The 16523-nt window shown below is 29.5% G+C and carries 15 protein-coding genes; 13 read left to right on the top strand and 2 right to left on the bottom strand.

Annotated elements, in window-relative coordinates:
• Positions 1-96 precede the first annotated feature (96 nt).
• The 10 genes from deoC to CDLVIII_RS23600 all read left to right on the top strand — a co-directional run bounded on the left by deoC (position 97) and on the right by CDLVIII_RS23600 (position 10027).
• Complete coding sequence (gene deoC, locus CDLVIII_RS23640) at positions 97-747, top strand: deoxyribose-phosphate aldolase (protein WP_009172000.1); 651 nt, start codon at positions 97-99, stop codon at positions 745-747.
• A gap of 148 nt (positions 748-895) precedes the next feature.
• Positions 896-2200, top strand: coding sequence for a pyrimidine-nucleoside phosphorylase (locus CDLVIII_RS23635; protein WP_009171999.1), 1305 nt, complete (start codon positions 896-898; stop codon positions 2198-2200).
• A 170-nt stretch (positions 2201-2370) separates the two neighbouring features.
• Positions 2371-3543: a phosphopentomutase gene (locus tag CDLVIII_RS23630; RefSeq protein WP_009171998.1), complete on the top strand. Its 1173-nt coding sequence runs from the start codon at positions 2371-2373 to the stop codon at positions 3541-3543.
• Between the two features lie 154 nt (positions 3544-3697).
• Positions 3698-4099, top strand: coding sequence for a cytidine deaminase (locus CDLVIII_RS23625; protein ID WP_009171997.1), 402 nt, complete (start codon positions 3698-3700; stop codon positions 4097-4099).
• 24 nt (positions 4100-4123) lie between these two features.
• Positions 4124-4837 (top strand): purine-nucleoside phosphorylase, encoded by a 714-nt coding sequence (gene deoD / locus CDLVIII_RS23620; RefSeq protein WP_009171996.1) that lies wholly within the window; start codon positions 4124-4126, stop codon positions 4835-4837.
• Positions 4838-5345: 508 nt separating this feature from the next.
• A complete protein-coding gene (locus CDLVIII_RS23615; RefSeq protein WP_009171995.1) occupies positions 5346-5693 on the top strand; it encodes an arsenate reductase family protein in 348 nt (115 codons plus the stop codon).
• 123 nt (positions 5694-5816) lie between these two features.
• Positions 5817-5975, top strand: a complete 159-nt coding sequence (locus tag CDLVIII_RS31610) for a hypothetical protein (RefSeq protein ID WP_009171994.1) — start codon at positions 5817-5819, stop codon at positions 5973-5975.
• 459 nt (positions 5976-6434) lie between these two features.
• Positions 6435-7490, top strand: a complete 1056-nt coding sequence (locus tag CDLVIII_RS23610; RefSeq protein ID WP_009171993.1) for an HD-GYP domain-containing protein — start codon at positions 6435-6437, stop codon at positions 7488-7490.
• 32 nt (positions 7491-7522) lie between these two features.
• Complete coding sequence (locus CDLVIII_RS23605) at positions 7523-8581, top strand: HD domain-containing phosphohydrolase (protein ID WP_009171992.1); 1059 nt, start codon at positions 7523-7525, stop codon at positions 8579-8581.
• A 408-nt stretch (positions 8582-8989) separates the two neighbouring features.
• A complete protein-coding gene (locus CDLVIII_RS23600) occupies positions 8990-10027 on the top strand; it encodes an alpha/beta hydrolase (RefSeq protein WP_009171991.1) in 1038 nt (345 codons plus the stop codon).
• On the opposite strand, the gene CDLVIII_RS23595 is transcribed toward CDLVIII_RS23600, so the two are convergent.
• Both CDLVIII_RS23595 and CDLVIII_RS23590 read right to left on the bottom strand, forming a co-directional pair.
• Entirely contained in the window at positions 10024-11262 is a 1239-nt protein-coding gene (locus CDLVIII_RS23595) for an ISL3 family transposase (protein WP_009167586.1), read from the bottom strand. The genes CDLVIII_RS23600 and CDLVIII_RS23595 overlap by 4 nt on opposite strands.
• A gap of 210 nt (positions 11263-11472) precedes the next feature.
• Positions 11473-11946: a hypothetical protein gene (locus CDLVIII_RS23590; protein ID WP_009171990.1), complete on the bottom strand. Its 474-nt coding sequence runs from the start codon at positions 11944-11946 to the stop codon at positions 11473-11475.
• 222 nt (positions 11947-12168) lie between these two features.
• Here CDLVIII_RS23590 and CDLVIII_RS23585 point away from each other — a divergent pair, with 222 nt between their 5' ends.
• The 3 genes from CDLVIII_RS23585 to CDLVIII_RS23575 all read left to right on the top strand — a co-directional run bounded on the left by CDLVIII_RS23585 (position 12169) and on the right by CDLVIII_RS23575 (position 16505).
• The gene (locus CDLVIII_RS23585; RefSeq protein ID WP_009171989.1) at positions 12169-13512 is read left to right on the top strand and encodes an alpha-amylase family glycosyl hydrolase; all 1344 of its coding nucleotides are present in this window, start codon (positions 12169-12171) and stop codon (positions 13510-13512) included.
• A gap of 80 nt (positions 13513-13592) precedes the next feature.
• Positions 13593-15566 (top strand): type I pullulanase, encoded by a 1974-nt coding sequence (gene pulA, locus CDLVIII_RS23580; RefSeq protein ID WP_009171988.1) that lies wholly within the window; start codon positions 13593-13595, stop codon positions 15564-15566.
• Between the two features lie 171 nt (positions 15567-15737).
• On the top strand, positions 15738-16505 hold the full coding sequence (locus tag CDLVIII_RS23575) for a DUF4931 domain-containing protein (protein WP_009171987.1): 768 nt from the start codon (positions 15738-15740) through the stop codon (positions 16503-16505).
• Positions 16506-16523: the final 18 nt, after the last annotated feature.

Below are 16523 nucleotides of genomic sequence, written 5' to 3'. Positions count from 1 at the left end.
AAGTGAATTTAGGCAGATTAATTTAAGAATTTCATTGGAAATTTGTAATATTATTAATATGTGTAAGTAAAAAATAAAGTTGAGGAGTAAATGAATATGGATATAGCTAGATATATAGATCATACAATATTAAAGCCGGAAGCTACTGCTGAGGATGTAAAGAGACTTTGCTTAGAAGCAAAGGAATATAATTTTGCATCTGTTTGTGTAAATACATGTTACACAAAGTTAGTCAGCACTGAACTTGCAGGAAGCAGTGTTAAAACATGTGTAGTTGTTGGTTTCCCATTAGGAGCTATGACTAAGGAAGCAAAAGCATTTGAAACTACAGAGGCTATCAAAAATGGTGCAAACGAAATAGATATGGTTATAAATGTAGGTGCATTGAAGGCTAAAAATTATGACTGTTTAAAAGAAGATATAGAAGCAGTAGTGAATGCGGCTGCAGGAAGAGCAATAGTTAAAGTTATTATTGAAACATGTTTATTAACTGATGAAGAAAAAGTTAAGGCTTGTGAAATTTCAAAAGAAGCTAAAGCTGATTTTGTAAAGACATCAACAGGATTTTCAAGTGGTGGAGCAACAAAAGAAGATATTGCTCTTATGAGAAAGACTGTAGGACCTGATATGGGGGTAAAAGCATCTGGGGGAATAAGAGATTTTAAGACAGCTATGGATATGATAAATGCAGGTGCAAGCAGAATAGGTGCAAGCGCTAGTATCGCTATAGTTAAAGAAAGTAAATAAATTTTAAAAATGCACAATTGGCAATGAACAGTTAAAGATGAAAAGCCATGGGCTTTTCTAAAAATAAAAGATTATGAAATTACAAAGTAATTTCATAATTAATTATCAATTGTACATTGTCAATTGTCAATTGAAAGAAGGTGTTTCTATGAAAATGATTGATATAATAAGCAAAAAAAGAGCGGGCTTGGAACTTACAACAGAAGAGATAAACTTTTTCATAAAAAATTATACCAATGGAAGTATTCCAGATTATCAGGTGTCAGCACTTCTTATGGCAATTTGTTTTCAAAAAATGAATATGAGAGAAACAAGCGATCTTACTATGGCTATGGTAAATTCAGGAGATATCCTTGACTTATCTAACATCGAGGGAATAAAAGTTGATAAACACAGTACTGGAGGAGTTGGTGATACTACAACATTAGTACTTACACCAATGGTTGCAGCACTTGGTATTCCTGTTGCAAAAATGTCAGGAAGAGGTCTTGGTCATACTGGTGGTACAATAGATAAATTAGAATCATTTGAAGGGTTTTCAGTTGAAATCAGTGAAGAACAATTTATTAAGAATGTAAATAATAATAAAATAGCTATAATGGGGCAAACAGCTGATTTGGCACCAGCAGATAAAAAGCTGTATGCTTTAAGAGATGTTACAGGAACAGTTGAAAATATATCACTTATATCATCGAGTATAATGAGTAAAAAAATTGCTGCAGGAGCAGATGCTATTGTATTAGATGTTAAAATTGGTGATGGAGCATTTATGAAATCTTATGAAAATGCAAAGGAACTTGCAGAGGCCATGGTTAACATAGGAAAGAATGTTAATAGGAATACAGTTGCAGTAATTTCTGATATGGATCAGCCTTTAGGATTTGCAGTTGGAAATGCACTAGAGGTTAAGGAAGCAATAGATACATTAAATGGTGTTGGTCCTGAGGATTTATTAGAATTATGCTTGACACTCGGAAGTAATATGGTAGTGCTTGCGAAAAAAGCTGAAACTGTAGAAGAAGCTAGAAAGATGCTTGTTAAGGTAATAGAAGATAAATCTGCACTTAACAAATTAAAAGAATTTGTTGCATCGCAAGGTGGAAATCCAAAGCAGGTTGAAAATACAGAACTTTTACCAAAAGCTAAATATATTGTGGAAGTTAAGAGTGAAAAAGAAGGATATGTTTCAAAGATAGATTCACAGCACATAGGACTTATAGCAATGGAACTTGGAGCAGGAAGAGCAACAAAAGAAGATAATGTGGATTTAGCAGTTGGCATAGTTTTAAATAAAAAGAGAGGCAATAAGGTTTCAGTTGGTGAAACTTTAGCGTATATACATGCAAATGATGAAAGCAAAATAGAAAAGGCAAAGAAAGATATAATTGGAAGTTATCATATAACAAGCGAAAATAGGGAAGCGGTTCCATTAATTTATGGAGTCGTTAGATAGTTAACAAGTAACAATTAGCAGTTGAAAGTTCGAAGAACAAAATATAAAATTTTGATTTTCCATTTTCCTTTGGAATTTAAAAAATATATTTTAAGAAACGATTTTGGCTTTATCCTTAACTGCAAACTGTGCACTGATAACTGTAAACTGAAGAAAGGGGTGTTTTGTAAATGATAGATAGAGTAATATGGATAGTTTTAGACAGCGTAGGAATGGGAGAAATGCCAGATGCTGAAAAATTTGGAGATGTTGGTGCTAATACAATAGGAAATATTTCTAAGGCAGTTGGTGGATTGAATTTACCTAATATGGTGGAATTAGGACTTGGAAACATAGAAAATATTAAAGGTGTAGAAGCTTCAAAAGCACCAATAGGATGTTATGCTAGATTTAGAGAAGCATCTAATGGTAAAGATACAACAACAGGTCATTGGGAAATGGGAGGCGTTATATCAGAAAAGGCATTTCCAACTTACCCCAATGGTTTCCCAAAAGATGTAATAGAAAAATTCGAGAAATTAACAGGAAGAAAAGTTATAGGAAATAAGCCATCTTCTGGTACAGTAATACTAGATGAACTTGGTGAAGAGCAAATGAAAAGTGGCAGTCTTATTGTTTATACATCAGCAGACAGTGTATTCCAAATAGCTGCTCATGAAGATGTAGTGCCATTAGAGGAATTATACAAAATTTGTGGAATTGCAAGAGAAATGTTAACTGGAGAACATGCTGTTGCAAGAGTAATAGCTAGGCCATTTATTGGAAAGCCAGGAAACTTTACTAGAACACCAAATAGAAGAGATTTTTCATTATTACCACCATATGATACTGTTTTGAATAAAATAAAAAATGCTGGATTAGATGTTATTGGTGTTGGTAAGATAGAAGATATATTCTGTGGTCAGGGTATAACAGAAGCAATTCATACTAAAGATAATATGGATGGAGTAGATAAAACCTTAGATTATATGAAAAAGGATAACAAGGGTTTAATATTTACTAATCTTGTTGATTTTGACATGAAATGGGGACATCGCAATGACTTTAAATCTTATGCAAAAGGTTTAGAAGAATTTGACGTAAGACTTAAAGAAATTATAGATACGATGAAAGAAAGCGATATCTTATTTATAACAGCAGATCATGGCTGCGATCCTACTATGCCAGGAACTGATCACAGCAGAGAGCATGTCCCATTTTTAGCATATGGAAAACAATTAAAAGAAAATGTTAATTTAGGTACTAGAAATTCTTTTGCAGATATGGGGCAAACAGTAGCAGAAGTATTAAAAGTTGAAAGAATAAACAATGGAGCAAGCTTTTTAGAGCAGTTGACAGTTTAAGGTTAATACCTTACAGTTAAAGAACAAACTAAGATAGAGTTTAAAAAATATATACTTACTAGAAGGTAAAAGCATATTAATATATAAGAAAGAGTTTGTAAATTGCAGATACTGTTAGATGTAAAATGTAAACTGATTTAAGGGGTGGGATTTTATGGATTATGAAAGACTTATAAAGACAGCTTTAGAGTATAGAAACAGAGCGTATTCACCTTATTCTAAATTTAAAGTGGGAGCAGCAGTGCTTTTTGAAAGTGGAAAGATTTATGGAGGATGCAATATAGAAAATGCATCTTTTGGTGCTACAAATTGTGCTGAAAGAACCGGTATATTTAAAGGAATATCAGAGGGAGAAACAAAAATAAAGGCTATAGCAGTAGTTGGAAGTTTGGAAGAATACACATATCCTTGTGGTATTTGTCGTCAAGTAATTGTAGAATTTGGCGATGAAGATGTAAAAATAATAATAGCTAAAAATGAAAAAGAGTATATGGTAAAAGACATGGATGATATTTTACCAGGAGCTTTTAAAAAAGATGCATTAGGAAAACTTTAAACTGAATAAATTTGGAGGTATACAATGAGTATTCATATTAACGCACCAGAAGGTGCTATCGCAGAAAGCGTATTATTACCAGGAGATCCTTTAAGAGCAAAATTTATTGCAGAAACATTTTTGGAAAATGCAGTATGTTATAATGAAGTTAGAGGAATGTATGGTTTTACAGGAACATATAAAGGAAAAAGAGTTTCTGTTCAGGGAACAGGAATGGGAATACCATCAATTTCAATATATGTTAATGAATTGATTCAAAGTTATGGAGTTAAGAATCTTATAAGAGTTGGAACTTGTGGTGGATATAGTGAAAAAGTTAAAGTTAGAGATCTTATAATAGCTATGTCAGCTTCAACAGATTCAAATTTAAATTTAGTAAGATTCCAAGGAAGAACATTTGCTCCAACAGCAAGTTTCGATTTATTAAAACCTGCCTATGATGTTGCAGTTGAAAAAGGTTTTGATCCGAAGGTTGGAAGTATATATAGTTCAGATGTATTTTATGGTGATGATACTGAAGACTGGAAGAAATGGGCTAAGTTTGGATGCTTAGGAGTAGAAATGGAAGCAGCAGCATTGTATACAATTGCAGCTAAATTTGGAGTTAACGCGTTAGCCCTACTTACAGTAAGTGATCATTTTGTAACTGGAGAAATTACAAGTGCAGAAGAAAGACAATTAACATTTACAAACATGATGGAAGTTGCGCTTGAGACAATAGTAAAATCAGATAAATAGTAATTAAATAGATAATAAACTAAAGAAGATTCGTACTTGATTTATGTGTTTGCTAATTTTGGAAATTAACGATCATCCTAAACTATAAGACGGATCTTCTATTTTTATGTTAAAAAGTAAGAAATAACGCATTCATTGTAAACAAAAAATAAGAAACTAGCTACTAACTAATCTCTTATTTTTATTTAGTGGGTATATAAGGGTTTGATTATACTGAAATTTAGGGATAATTTCAATATGCTAAATATCTTATCACTATTACATTATATGACATAATATAAACTTTTTCAACGATTGAAATAGGAAAAAATTCATTATAAAGATAAATATTTTAGTACAATTGATATTTTGACTATAATATACAAATAAAGGTAATATGAGTTGGTATTTTTATTTGGGTATAATAATATAAATAAAAATATTATATTTACTATACAAGGTATGTGTTTATTATTTATAATTGTTTTTGATAATGATTAAAATTTAGAAATATGAGGTATAAAGTAATATGAACATACAAATATTTGGGACCAAGAAATGTTTTGATACCAAAAAAGCAGAGCGTTTCTTTAAAGAAAGAAATATAAAATTTCAATTTATCGATTTAAATGAGAAAGCTATGAGCAAAGGTGAGTTTAATAGTGTACTTAATTCTGTAAGTATTAATGATTTAATAGATACTAAATCAAAAGAGTATACAAAACTAAATTTTAATAATATACGAAGTGCTGAAGTAAAAACTGAATTATTATTAAAAAATCAAAAGGTTATTAAAACACCTGTGGTTAGAAATGGTAAGGAAGCAACCGTTGGATATAATTCGGATATTTGGAATAAGTGGATAGAAGAACAATAAAACTTCTTAAGATATAAATTATTATTTAATTCTTAAGTCAAAAGAATGTATACTATATAAATATTTTTACAATACTAAAATTGAAGTTAATATCAGTAGATTTTAGAAAGGATGAAAATATTTATGGCAAAAGCAGGAATGAGAAGACCAGATCCAAGTGAACCACATGGAACAGAAAGTAATCATAAAATGAATTATAAAAAAAATGATGTAAGGAATGTTCCTGGAGAAATTCAAGGGAAAGCTAAAACAGGGAATAAGAAAGCATCACCTATAGAGTAAAATTATATAAAAAAGGATGAAATTTATTTTTATTTCATCCTTTTTTATATATCAAGGATATACTCTAACACATTGCTAATAAAGTAATGTTCCTATGATGGTAATTTCTATATGAGTAAATAGTTAAATAAGTGTAAGTAAATGTGCTATTTTTGTTATTACTAACATTAATTAAAATTCAAAGAATTTTTTACAAAAAATAAAAAATATAGAATAATATAATTTAATTGAGCATATTTTCTAAAAAACTTTAATTGCAAAATTTGTTTTCAATAATAATGTAGAATTAGATTATTGTTAATTATATTATGGTCTAATAAATCAGGTGAATTATGGTGGAATTTGTTTTGAATAATAATATTTTATTTCAAAACAGTTAAAATTATTATCGAAATATACGATAATAAACTAATATTACATTTAGAAGTAAAAAATAGGGTATGATGGGTGTGAGAGTGAATGGATGAAAATAATACAAGGGTAGTAAGCTTTAATCAGTTAGAAGAAGGCATGATATTAGCAAAAGATGTAGAACAAAATGGAAGGGTATTACTAAAAAAAGATATTCCAATAAATAAGCAGATGATAAAAAGGATACAAGGTTTGTTATTTATTGGAAACGCAATAATATATGATAGAAAAGTACAAAAGAATATTATTAAAAAGAAAGAACCTAATAAAGTAGAAGAGGAATTTAAAGAGATAGCTTTAAAGCTGCCTAAAACGTTTAGACAATTAATGAATGAAAATGGAGCAGCTATGAATGAAATTAGAGAGTTTTCTCAAAAAATTCAGAGTGAATTAAAACCAAGCAGCTTAGTTATAAAAAACATAGTGCTTTATGGAAGTGGGACAGACTCCATTTATAGGCATGGAGTGAATGTTGCAGCATTAAGTGCTCTTTTAGGAAAATGGCTGGAACTTGATAAAGCGCAGTTAAATTTGTTAGTTTATTCTGCAATTCTACATGATTTTGGAAAGACTAAAATAGATAGAGAAGTGTTAGATAAAGAAGCAGCTTTAACCCCAAAAGAATTAAAGGTAATAAAAACTCATGCACAGGTAGGGTATAAATTTATAAAGAATATTTCATTTTTGGACAAGGCGGTAAGTTATGGTGTTCTAATGCATCATGAAAGAGTAGATGGTTCTGGATATCCATTGGGGTTAAAAGGAAAAGAGATACATCAATTTGCAAGAATTATTGCTATAGCAGATGTATTTGACGCAATAAATTCAGATAGAACATATAAGAAAAAAAAGCTACCATTTGAAGCCTTGCAGATAGTTAAAGATGAAGGCCTTGGGAAATTAGACTATGAATATGTAAAAGTATTTCTAGAACATATAGTGGGTTATTATATAGGAGAGGAAGTATTATTAAATACGAACGAAAAATGCAAGATAATACTGATGAATGTAAATGATTTAGAAAAACCTCTTATATTAAAAAATGATAAATTTATAGACTTAGCTAAGGAAAAAGATTTATATATTAAAGAAATATTATTTTAAAGGTATAATTGCAGCAATAGGGGGAAAGTTTTATGAAGAATAAAAAGGAATTGGTAAACGTACAAGAATTGAAATCAGGAATGGTCATTACAAAAGATGTTATAAAGAATGGAAATCTTCTAATAAAAGAAGGATCAGTTGTAAATGAGGAGCTAATTGCTCGATTAAATAAGGCATATTTTCTTGAAAAGATTGAAGTCAATGTGCCCGAAGAAGTAATAGCACAAAATACTAAAGAAGCAGAAATGAAAAAGGTAGAAGAAACGTTTAAAGAAATAAGTTCAGAGCTAAAAGATATGTTTTTAAAATTGAGTAGAGTTAAGGAAAATAGAGTTAATGATCTTAGAATATTTTCAGAAAAAATCCAAAGGGAGTTAAAGTCTGCTGAAATTGTTATAAGCAATGTCGTCTTTAGGGGGAGTGGAGATGATCCAATATATAGACATGGGGTAAATGTTGCAGCCCTAAGTGCTCTTTTAGGAAAATGGATTGGACTGGAACAATCAAAAATAAACTTACTAATCTATTCAGCATTATTGCATGATTTTGGTATGACTAAATTAGATTTAAAGATTCCAGAAAAACCTGATATTTTAATACAAGGAAGATATAATGATGTAAAACAGCATACTAAAATAGGATATAAACATGTTGATGGTATTCCATTTTTAGATAAATCTGTAAGTTATGGAGTGCTTATGCATCACGAACGAGAAGATGGATCTGGCTATCCACTTGGAATAACTGGAGAAAAGATACATTGCTTTGCAAAGATCATTGCAATTGCAGATGAACTTGATGTAATGAACTCGGATGAAAAATATAGAAATAAAAGAGGCCCGTTTGAGATTTTAGAGATAATTAAAGAAAAGAGCTTAAACAAATTAGATTATGAATATTCAAAAGTATTTTTAGAACATATAGCTAATTATTACATGGGTGAAGATGTATTACTAAGTACAGGGGAAAAAGCTAAAATACTGCAGATAAATGTAAATGACTTATCTAAGCCGTTATTATTAAAAGATGGTGAGTTTATAGATTTAAGTAAAAATAAAGATATATACATAAAGGAACTAGTATTAAGCTAGAATTAAATAATTGATTGAGGTTTAAATATTAAAGGAATAATGAAATGGGTAGTCCTGATGTTTGCCTGCTATAAAATATAAGAGGATTTATACAATTGTATTTTAAACGCAGCATTGTTTAATAGAAGGCTACCCATTTTTATAATATGAATATATTTATATAATTATTAACATATAAATATAAGTTAAAACTTGTAATTTTCAGATGATATAAATTAATAAACAGCTCTCAATAAATTATGGCTGAAAAGTGATAAGTCTAGCTTACATGTTGTATATTTATATTAATTATTCTATATCTTAACTTATAATTATCATGAATTTAAAACGAATAATTTATATTATAATTAGAATAGTACTCATAAAATATAAGGTATATATAAAATTATAAGAAAGGATTGTAGAAGCATGAGTAAAGAAATAAAGTCGTCAAGGATATATTCGGATTTAGATTTTGAATTTAGAGATGTTAACAAATATATTTCACAAAGTCATTATAAAGAAGAAATGTCAAGCAAGGTAGAACCATATTTAAAGGAAAATTTAAAAAAAGGATATATTTCAGGAGTAAATAATATAAAACTTTATTATGAAAAATATATAGTGGAAAACTCAAAAGCAGGTGTCGTTATATGTCATGGATTTGGCGAGTTTACAGAAAAGTATAATGAAGTTATCTATTATCTTATGAGAGAAGGATATTCGGTTTTTATTCTTGAACATAGAGGGCATGGACGTTCTCAAAGGCTTGGAATGGATGAGTACCAAATTAATGTTGAACGGTTCAATTATTATGTGGATGATTTTAAGAAATTTATAGATGAGATTGTTTTTCCTCAAAATGAAAATAAGAGTTTATTTTTATTTGCTCATTCAATGGGAGGAGCAATAGGAACTGTTTTTTTAGAGTCTTATACTAAATATTTTAAAGCAGCGGTACTTAGTTCTCCGATGTATGAAATAAATACAGGAAAAGTGCCTAAAGTATTAGCCAATGTTGTTGCAGGAGGAATGAAGCTTTTGGGGAAAGGAATTAATTATCTTCCAGGGCAATTGCCGTACAGGGATAAAAAAATGTTTTCTAGCAGATCTACCAGCTGTAAGGAAAGGTATGACTATCTGCAGGAGAAAATTAGAAATAATAATTGTTATCATAGTGGAGGATCTTCTGCAATATGGTATCTTGAAAGTTTAAAGGCAACTAGAAAACTAATTAAGAAGGAGAATGTTTTAAAAGTAAAAATACCAGTGTTATTATTTCAAGCAGAACATGATACTCATGTTATTCCAAGGGCACAAAATAAGTTTTCAACTTATGCTGAAAATTGTGAACTAGTTTATGTAAAAGACTCTAAGCATGAAGCTTATTTTGAAAAAGATGGGATTTCATTCCCTTTTTTTAATAAAATTTTGGCTCAACATCAAAATATGTTCTTGACAGCTTAAGCTGTCAAGAAATGGTTATTACATTCTAATAAAATTCTTCCTTTGTAGTAGTCTTTATTCCTTGTAAAATAGTGTCTGCGTTGAATTGCTTTAATTTTACCGTTTCTACCTTCAACAGCGGCATTGGTATATCTACAATGATGATAGTTAATTATTTCTTGTCTCCAGTTTTCAAAAGTAACCAAAGCACGTTCTACCTCAGGTATATTTAGTGAATGTCCTTTTTTACACCATTTATCAAATACATTTGTTGCCTGTATAACACTTGAACAACAGTCATACCACTCAATAAGTTCCTCTTTCCACTCATATACTGCTTTTAGGTCAGGTGATAATGACAACAACTGCTGGAGCATCTCAACCTCTTTTGATGTAAGATATTCATTCCGTTTTTCAAGTACTGATTTATTTCTTTTCAATACTGTCCGTGCCGCAGGAGTTAAATCACAACTTATGCGTTTTCTTACGCCTCTAAGAGCTTCCATAGCATAGCTATTAACATGAAACCTATCCGCAATACGTATAGCATCTGGGTATACTTCTTTTGCAAATGTGTGATAATATGGAGCCAAATCCATTACTATAGCAAAAGGTCGGAGCTCAAAAAGTTCTGGATTTACAGTCTTATGACTTCTAAGCTCTTCAAGTTTTCTTCCTGGAATTATTTCAAGTAATGTTCCGTTACGAAGGTCATGAATTCCAGTATTATAACTATGTCCTTTCCTTATAGCAAAATCATCCATTCCAAGTATAAGCTTGTTAGTGTTAGAACTTTCTAATATAACTTTTGCTTGCAATTGTGGAACAACATAGTCAATATAATTTTTATATATTCTTTCAACTGTAGAATATGGTATTTTCAATGTTCTAGCACAGTGAATAACCGTTGCTCCTGGTACTTTAGTTGCAATAAACTCTTGAAATTCATTAGTATAACGACTCTTTCCAGTCAGGAATGAATATTGCCATGAAAAAGAGGCATTACAATCCTTACAGGACATTCTTATTTTAGGAACCTTTAATATTACCTCGTTTTGAAATATAGGAAGATGCCTTACTCTTCTAATTCCAGATGAGCCTCGTCTTATTATTTTAAAACTCTTACAGCACGGACAAGGTTGAGTATATTCTGTAGGTTGGATTTCAATACAAATTCTATCTTCAAAACCATAGATAAAATTGATAACATTTATTCCTTGTAAATTTAATATATTAGTGATATCCTGTAATTGCATTTAAACTCCTTCAATTCTATTGGATTAGTCACTTATAGAATACAGGAATTTGAATGCATTTTTCATTTAATTTTATAATTATTTTATGTCAAGCACAGTTTTTAGTGTTGAGCCAAAATTTTATCTTTTTATGATAGAAATATTTAAGAACAAAATCTAAATTGCAGATTTTGTTCTTAAATATAAAAATATTAATTATATATAGAAATGTTATCTTAGAAATTGTTCAAGTATATCAGTACCAGTAGGCTTAGTTCCATCAATTATATCATTATATTCATCTAATCTTTTAGTTTCTTCTTCAGTTAAATTTGTGTTTGAACGTTTTTTGTCCATCAAACATTTAAAATCAGCATATTTCTTATCTCCAAGTCTTCCTTTAATAATACAGTCAATAAGTGAATGCAAAGTTTTCTTTTGATCTTCTGAAAGGGTTTCGCCTTTATCTTTACATTTCTTAATTTCTTGGAGCTCCTTTTTTTGTTCAGCAGAAAGATACTTATGGTTTTTTTCATTAAAGATATCAAATCCTTTAGATTTGCCATCTTTATGAGCATAAGATATTTGATTTTCAAAATTAGAGTAACTGAAATATGTATATGCTGATGCTGATTTAGAAGCAAGAGCTAAACAATTAATCATAACTAAAGAAGTTACTATATATTTTATATTTTTCTTATTCATTTGCATACCTCCGTAAAAATTCAATTTCAAAGTTAGTATGCACATAAATAAAAAAAATATTACTTTATTTTTCAATATAATCAATATAGTTATTGATGCATAAATTAATAATAGAGATAAATAGTAGCAGAATTAGATTGATAGAAATATATATTTTGGTGTTATATGGGAAAAAATGTAACAAGAGTGGTATAATATATGAGGATAAAAGGAGATAAGTTTATGAATTCGTGGATTTCAGAAAGTATATTTTATGAATTTTACACATTAGGAGTTTGTGGTGTATTAGAGCCTAAGAAAATTTATAAAAATGAAAATAGAATTTCTAAAATTGAAAAGTGGATACCACATTTAAAAGAAATGAGTGTTAATGCTGTTTATTTTACACCAATTTTTGAATCCAGTTATCATGGTTATGATACTAAAGATTATTATAAAATAGATAAAAGACTTGGAACAAATAAAGACTTTAAAGAAGTGTGTGTGAAGCTTCATGAAAATGATATAAAAATAATATTAGATGGAGTATTTAATCATGTAGGAAGGGAATTTTGGACATTTAAGGATGTTCAAATTAATAAAAGGAATTCTAGATATTGCGGTTGGTTTGCAGATTTGAATTTTGATAGTAAAAGTCCTTTTGGGGATGAGTTCAGTTATAAGTCTTGGAACGGATGTTATGAACTAGTAAAGCTTAATTTAAAAAATCAAGAAGTTATAGATCATTTATTACAAGCTGTAGGGACATGGATAGATGAATTTGATATAGATGGTTTAAGGCTGGATGCAGCGGATAGCATTGATTTTGAGTTTTTTAAGACTTTAAAAAAATTCACTGAAAGTAAAAAAAATGATTTTTGGCTTATGGGAGAAGTCATTCATGGAGATTATAATAGATGGGCAAATTCAGAAAGCTTAGATTCAGTAACAAATTATGAATGCTATAAAGGAAATTACTCAAGTCATAATGATAAAAATTATTTTGAAATTGCATATTCATTAAATAGATTATTTGGAAGAAATGGATTATATAAAAATCTATGTTTATATAACTTTGCTGATAATCATGATGTAAGCAGGCTCGCTAGTATTTTAAAAGTTCCTGAATATATATATAATGCTTATACGCTTTTGTATACAATGCCGGGAGTACCAAGTATATATTATGGAAGTGAATATGGCATTAAAGGAGTTAAAGAAAAAGGAACTGATTTACCACTAAGACCAGAATTAGATATCGAAAAAATAGACGAGAAAAATGAAAAGTTATTTAAATTAATCAAGAAGCTTGGAATAATTAGAAGTGAGAGTGAAGCTATAAAATATGGTGAATATGAACAGATTCTAGTTAAGAACGAGCAATTTGTATTTAGGAGATTCAGCAAAAATGATGAAATATATGTGATTTTAAATTTAAGTGATAAAGAATGTTATCTGGAGTTTGAACTACAGATTACAAAGGGATCTGATCTGTTAGATGGAAATGAAAACATAATTGATGGCGGAAAAATAAAATTAAACGTTCCAGCATTTTCATCAAAAGTAATAAAAGAATTAAAAAATTAAAACAGATTAATGTTAGGAGTTTAGACTTCCACTAGTAAAAATTAAATGTTTAATATGGGTATTAGAGGAGTAATAATAGAATGAATTTATTAGATAATGATTATAATAATTATGCTGGAAGATTAGGCGTAGAATATGATAAGAGTAGTGCGAAGTTCATATTATGGGCGCCTAATGCAAATAAGGTGCGTTTGGCTTTGTTTGGCAGAGATGAAAATAATTATACAAATCCTCCAGAGGAAATACTTGATATGAACAGAAGTTCACAAGGAATTTGGGAGATTGAAGTTAAAGGCGATTTAAAAGGAGAATTTTATAACTATTTGGTCACGAATAGTGGAATAGAAAGAGAGGTAACGGATCCTTATGCTGATGCAGTAGGTGTTAACGGAAATAGAGGAATGGTAGTGGATCTTAGGGAAACTGATCCTATAGGTTTTGATAAAGATAAAGCTCCAGACTTAAGTGATGCAGCAGCATCAATAATATATGAAGTTCATATAAGAGATTTTTCAGTAAGTGAAAGTTCAGGGATAAGATTTGAAAGAAGGGGAAAATTTCTAGCATTTTGTGAAAATGGTACTACTATTCCAAATAGTGATATAAAAACAGGAATTGATTATTTGAAAGAACTGGGAGTAACGCACATTCACTTACTTCCATCTTTTGATTATGAAACTGTTGACGAAAGTAAAGCAGATGTGCCACAATACAATTGGGGATATGATCCAAAAAATTATTTTGTACCTGAAGGTTCTTATTCTACAAATCCCTTACGTGGGGAAATGAGAATCAAAGAATTTAAAGAAATGGTACTGAGTATTCATAAAGCAGGAATTAGAGTAGTAATGGATATGGTTTATAATCATACCTATAAAAGTTATGAATCTAATTTAAATTTAGCAGTACCAGGATATTATTATAGACAAGATCTAAATGGAAATTTTTCAAATGGTTCAGGATGTGGAAATGAGTTAGCTTCAGAACGTTATATGGTTAGAAGACTCATTATAGATTCAATAATTTATTGGGCTAAGGAATATCATATTGATGGATTTAGATTTGATTTAATGGGACTTCATGACATTGAAACCATGAGAAGAATTAGGGAAGAATTAGATAAAATTGATCCAGCAATATTAATGTATGGAGAAGGCTGGACTGGTGGCTGGACACCACTTGGTGTGGAAGAATCAGCTGTTAAGCAAAATATAATCAAATTTGATAAAATGCAGATTGCAGCATTTAGCGATGATACAAGGGATTCTGTTAAGGGTCATGTATTTAATATAAATGAGAGTGGATATGTGAATGGAAAAACAGGACTTGAAGAAAATATCAAATTTTGTATAGTTGGAGCTACTTTTCAAAAAGGAATTGATTATAATAAGATTATATATTCAAACTTTGCATGGGCCAATGAGCCGTATCAATGTGTAAATTATATTTCGGCACATGATAACTATACATTATGGGATAAGTTGTATTTGACTAATAGAGATTCATCTACTCAGAAGCTCAAAAATATGAATAAGTTAGCAGCCGCTATAGTTTTAACTTCTCAAGGAATACCATTTTTTCAGGCAGGTGAAGAATTTTTAAGAACAAAGAAAAATGATGATGGCAGCTTCAATCATGATAGCTATAATGCTCCTGATAGAGTAAACTGCTTAGAATGGAATAGAGTATTTGAGTATAGAGAAATCGTTAATTACTATAAAGGTTTAGTAAAATTAAGAAAAAGATATAAAGCTTTTAGAATGAATTCTAGTGAAGAAATTAGAAAAAATTTAAAATTCTTAGAGTATGGAGAAGACTTTTATAAATCTGATGTTGTTGCATATAAGATAGAAGACAACAGTGGAAATAATTTATGTAATACTGTGGTGGTAATATTCAATCCAAATGATGAAGAAGTATTTATAGATTTGAAGGAATGCGGATGGAGCGTTCTTGTAAATAAAGAAAAGGCTGGAGTGGACGAAATTTATTCTATAGAAGGTAATAATATAACTGTTCCTTCAAAGTGTGCACATGTTTTGATAAAAAAATGATTATTGGTATATTTAAATAACAAGTCAGCATGCTAAACTGTTTGGGTGGTATCATACTTAGTCAGCATGTTTACCTAACAGTATATTTTGTGGTTGATGTTAAAATAAACATGATATTTTTGACTTGTTATTTTTGTTAATATGCCTTGATGGAAGGTTTTGGTGATGTAAATGGAAGAGGATAAATATTTAGTGTTTTTAAATGACATAAATAAAGATAAGCCTAATGAATTTCAAAAAATAAATATGAAAGAATGTCCATTTTGTAATAGAGACAAACTTAGTGATGTTATAGATGAAAAAGGGCCATTTATGTTGCTTAAAAATAAATATCCAACTATAAAAGATACATATCAATTAGTTATTATAGAAACCTATGGCTGCGATACTGACATGGGAAAGTATTCTGAGGAATACATGGAAGAGTTAATCAGATTTAGTGTTACACACTGGTTAAAGATAGAGGAAAGTGGAGAATATAAATCTGTTATATTTTATAAAAATCATGGACCAAGATCGGGTGGAAGTTTAAAACATCCGCATATGCAGATTGTGGGTATAAAAGATATAGATTATAAATCGAGAATAAAGGATGACTATTTTGAGGGGATAGAAGTTCATAAAGGTGAAGATTGCCTTGTGAATTTATCTCATAAACCATTTAATGGCTTTACTGAGTTTAACATAATAATAGAAGATGATTTACATGCGTTAAATGAATTGGCACTTAATTTGAAAAAGATAGTTCATTATCTTTTAAATAATTATTTTGTAAAATGTGATAGCTTTAATATATTCTTCTATCACATCAAAGGAAAGATCATATGTAAGGTGACTCCTAGATTCACTAGTTCACCATTGCTTCTTGGATATGGTATAAGGCAGATATCAAGTTGTGAGATGGAAATAGTAGAGAAATTAAAGGAAATATATTATTAAATAATACTTATATATATG

Origin of the sequence: Clostridium sp. DL-VIII (assembly GCF_000230835.1) — a bacterium.
GTDB lineage: Bacteria > Bacillota > Clostridia > Clostridiales > Clostridiaceae > Clostridium.
This window is presented reverse-complemented; position numbering and strand designations above follow the sequence as displayed.

Bases quoted from the DNA above. Each gene is read 5' to 3' on its own strand.
- deoC (WP_009172000.1), top strand. From the start codon at position 97: ATGGATATAGCTAGATATATAGATCATACAATATTAAAGCCGGAAGCT.
- CDLVIII_RS23635 (WP_009171999.1), top strand. From the start codon at position 896: ATGAAAATGATTGATATAATAAGCAAAAAAAGAGCGGGCTTGGAACTT.
- CDLVIII_RS23630 (WP_009171998.1), top strand. From the start codon at position 2,371: ATGATAGATAGAGTAATATGGATAGTTTTAGACAGCGTAGGAATGGGA.
- CDLVIII_RS23625 (WP_009171997.1), top strand. From the start codon at position 3,698: ATGGATTATGAAAGACTTATAAAGACAGCTTTAGAGTATAGAAACAGA.
- deoD (WP_009171996.1), top strand. From the start codon at position 4,124: ATGAGTATTCATATTAACGCACCAGAAGGTGCTATCGCAGAAAGCGTA.
- CDLVIII_RS23615 (WP_009171995.1), top strand. From the start codon at position 5,346: ATGAACATACAAATATTTGGGACCAAGAAATGTTTTGATACCAAAAAA.
- CDLVIII_RS31610 (WP_009171994.1), top strand. From the start codon at position 5,817: ATGGCAAAAGCAGGAATGAGAAGACCAGATCCAAGTGAACCACATGGA.
- CDLVIII_RS23610 (WP_009171993.1), top strand. From the start codon at position 6,435: ATGGATGAAAATAATACAAGGGTAGTAAGCTTTAATCAGTTAGAAGAA.
- CDLVIII_RS23605 (WP_009171992.1), top strand. From the start codon at position 7,523: ATGAAGAATAAAAAGGAATTGGTAAACGTACAAGAATTGAAATCAGGA.
- CDLVIII_RS23600 (WP_009171991.1), top strand. From the start codon at position 8,990: ATGAGTAAAGAAATAAAGTCGTCAAGGATATATTCGGATTTAGATTTT.
- CDLVIII_RS23595 (WP_009167586.1), bottom strand. From the start codon at position 11,262: ATGCAATTACAGGATATCACTAATATATTAAATTTACAAGGAATAAAT.
- CDLVIII_RS23590 (WP_009171990.1), bottom strand. From the start codon at position 11,946: ATGAATAAGAAAAATATAAAATATATAGTAACTTCTTTAGTTATGATT.
- CDLVIII_RS23585 (WP_009171989.1), top strand. From the start codon at position 12,169: ATGAATTCGTGGATTTCAGAAAGTATATTTTATGAATTTTACACATTA.
- pulA (WP_009171988.1), top strand. From the start codon at position 13,593: ATGAATTTATTAGATAATGATTATAATAATTATGCTGGAAGATTAGGC.
- CDLVIII_RS23575 (WP_009171987.1), top strand. From the start codon at position 15,738: ATGGAAGAGGATAAATATTTAGTGTTTTTAAATGACATAAATAAAGAT.